The organism is Streptomyces sp. SID1328, assembly GCF_009865595.1.
Classification (GTDB): domain Bacteria; phylum Actinomycetota; class Actinomycetes; order Streptomycetales; family Streptomycetaceae; genus Streptomyces; species Streptomyces griseoluteus.
Genome location: NZ_WWKH01000829.1, coordinates 1 through 2,944, shown reverse-complemented (window position 1 = coordinate 2,944; position 2,944 = coordinate 1). Strand labels below are relative to the sequence as shown.

Annotated in this window: 3 protein-coding genes and 1 pseudogene; all 4 read right to left on the bottom strand. The window is 74.9% G+C overall.

Going from position 1 to position 2,944, the window contains the following annotated elements; genetic code table 11:
* Positions 1 to 814, bottom strand: an 814-nt coding sequence (locus GT030_RS26590; protein WP_161203283.1) for a protein kinase, incomplete at its 3' end; no start/stop codon positions are given.
* Positions 815 to 905: 91 nt separating this feature from the next.
* A pseudogene (locus GT030_RS26585) lies at positions 906 to 1,697 on the bottom strand (thiazole synthase); the annotation flags it as partial.
* 2 nt (positions 1,698 to 1,699) lie between these two features.
* Complete coding sequence (gene thiS / locus GT030_RS26580; protein WP_030810212.1) at positions 1,700 to 1,900, bottom strand: sulfur carrier protein ThiS; 201 nt, start codon at positions 1,898 to 1,900, stop codon at positions 1,700 to 1,702.
* Positions 1,897 to 2,944 (bottom strand): glycine oxidase ThiO (thiO, locus tag GT030_RS26575; protein ID WP_161203281.1); only part of this gene is annotated, 1,048 nt, incomplete at its 5' end. The genes thiO and thiS, both read right to left, overlap by 4 nt.

Below are 2,944 nucleotides of genomic sequence, written 5' to 3'. Positions count from 1 at the left end.
CGCCGAGCAGCGCGGCCGCGTCCGCGGGGCGCAGGGCCGGGGTGCGGGCGGTGGCGGCGGCCACCAGCCCGTCCAGCTCGGGGGCCAGCCCCGGCGCCAGCGCCGAGGGCGGGGGCACGTCGTCGTTCAGGTGCTTGTAGATGACCTGGGCGGGGGAGTCCCCGGAGTGCGGCTTGGCGCCGGTCAGCATCTCGTAGAGCACGACACCGCAGGCGTACACGTCCACGCGGGGGTCGGCGGTGCCCTGCTCGATCTGCTCCGGGGCCAGGTAGGAGACGGTGCCGAGGACCGAGCCGGTGGTGCTGGTGACCGTGTCGACCGCGCGCACCAGACCGAAGTCGGCGACCTTGACCCGGCCGTCGTCCCCGATCAGCACGTTCTCCGGCTTCATGTCACGGTGCACGAACCCGGCCCGGTGCGCGGCGCCCAGCGCGGCGAGCACCGGCTCCACGATGTCCAGGGCCGCCCTCGGCTGCAGCGCGCCCCGCTCGCGCAGCACGTCACGCAGGGTGCACCCGGCGACGTACTCCATCGCGAGGTAGACGTAACCCCCGTCGGTGCCCTGGTCGAAGACCTGCACCACATTGGGGTGGGACAGGCGGGCGACCGACTTGGCCTCGCGGATGAACCGGTCCACGAAGGCGCCGTCGGCGGCCAGCGCCGGATGCATCACCTTGAGCGCCAGGACCCGGTCCAGCCGGATGTCCAGGGCCCGGTACACGGTCGCCATCCCGCCGACGGCGATCCGCGCCTCGACGCGATAGCGGCCGTCGAGCACCTGGCCGAGGAGGGGGTCCTGAAGCGTCATATCCACGCGGGCGAGTCTACGAGGGGTGCGCGGAGGTGGCTCCCGCTGCGCCGTCCGGGTGAGCGGCTGCAGCAGAGCTGTGACCGTCTCGCGAGGTGAACGCCGGGCGCTCGGGGTCGAGGTCCGCGCGCCCCTCGGCGGGGGAGGACGCCCGCGCGAAATGGCGGCGCGGGATGCGTCCGGCCCGCCGCGCCAGGTGCCCGGCGTGCACGGCGTACCGCATGGCGGAGGCCATCGTCTCGGGGTCCTGCGCACGGGTGACGGCCGAGGCGAGCATCACACCGGCGCACCCCAGCTCCATCGCCAGCGCCACGTCGGAGGCCGTACCGGCACCGGCGTCCAGGATCACCGGGACGTACGACTGCTCCATGATCAGCTCGAAGTTGTGCGGGTTGCGGATGCCGAGCCCGGAGCCGATCGGGGAGCCCAGCGGCATCACGGCCGCGCACCCCACGTCCTGCAGCCTGCGGGCCAGCACCGGGTCGTCGTTGGTGTACGGCAGTACCGTGAAGCCGTCGTCGACCAGCGTCTCGGCCGCGTCCAGCGTCTCCACCGGGTCCGGCAGCAGGGTCCGCTCGTCGGCCACCACCTCCAGCTTCACCAGGTCGGTGCCGAGCGCCTCGCGGGCCAGCCGGGCGGTCAGCACCGCCTCTCCGGCGGTGAAGCAGCCCGCGGTGTTGGGCAGGACACGGATGCCGAGCTTCTCCAGCACCGACAGCACCGAGCCGTGCGCGCCGGGGTCCACCCGGCGCATCGCCACCGTGGTCAGCTCGGTGCCGGACGCGATCAGCGAGCGCTCCAGCACGTCCAGGCTGGGGGCGCCGCCGGTGCCCATGATCAGCCGGGAGTCCAGGGCCAGGTCGCCGAGGACCAGGGGATCGGTGGTCATGGTCAGCCTCCCTGCACGGCGGTGAGAACCTCGACCCGGTCGCCCTCGGCGAGGCCGGTCTCGGCCCACCTGGTGCGCGGGACCACGGTCTCGTTGACGGCGGCGGCCACTCCGGAGGGCGCCGGGGTGAGGACGCGTACGACGGCGTCCAGGGCGGTGCCGGGCGCCACCTCGCGGCGCTCGCCGTTGACGGAGATGTTCATACGGAGTGCTCCAGAGTGGGGGAGGGGGCGGCGAAGCGGCGCGGCGAGAACGGGCGGGCCACCTCGGGCAGGCCCGCGCCGCACAGCACGTCGGCCATGACGTCCCCGGTGACGGGCGTGAGCAGCACGCCGTTGCGGTGGTGCCCGGTGGCCAGCAGCAGGCCGTCGAGGCCGGAGGGGCCGAGCAGCGGGGCGTTGTCGGGGGAGCCGGGGCGCAGTCCGGCCAGGGTCTCGGTGAGCGGCAGCTCGGTGATGCCGGGCACCAGCTCATGGGCGTCGCGCAGCAGCTCGTACACCCCGCCCGCGGTGACCGTGGTGTCGTACCCCAGCTCCTCGGTGGTCGCACCGATCACCAGCTCGCCGTTCTCGCGCGGCACCAGGTACACCGGCCCGCCGCGCACCACGGCCCGCACGGTGCGGCTGAGGAACGGCCGGTACGGGGGCGGCACGGTCAGCCGCAGCACCTGTCCCTTCACCGGGCGCACCGGCGGTACGAGCGCGTCGGGCACGCCCTGAAGCCGCCTGCTCAGGCTGCCGCCCGCCAGCACCACCTGACCGGCGGCCAGGGGGGTGCCGTCCGCCGTGGTGATCCCGGTGGCCCGGTCCCCGGCGGTGTCGAGCCGGGCGGCCCACGTGCGGTGGAAGGCCACCCCGGCCCGCTCGCAGGCGGCGAGCAGCGCGGCCGCCAGCCGCCGGGGATCGATCTGATGGTCCCCGTCGGCCCGCAGCCCGCCGCGCACACCGGGCGCCAGCATCGGTTCCAGCCGTCGGCACTCCCGCCCGGACAGCCACTGGGAGTCCAGCCCGCACCGGAGCTGCAGCTCGTGCACCTCGCGGAGCTGGGCGCGGTCGTCGGTGTCGAAGGCGACGGCCAGCGTGCCCGAGCGGCGGTAGCCCAGGTCGTGGCCGGTGGCCTCGGCCAGCTCGGCGGCGAACTGGGGATAGCGGCGCGCGGAGGCCAGGTTGAGCGCGAGCAGCCCCTCCTCGCCGTGGTGCAGCTCGGTGACCGCGGCGAGCATCCCGGCCGCGACCCGCGCGGCCCCG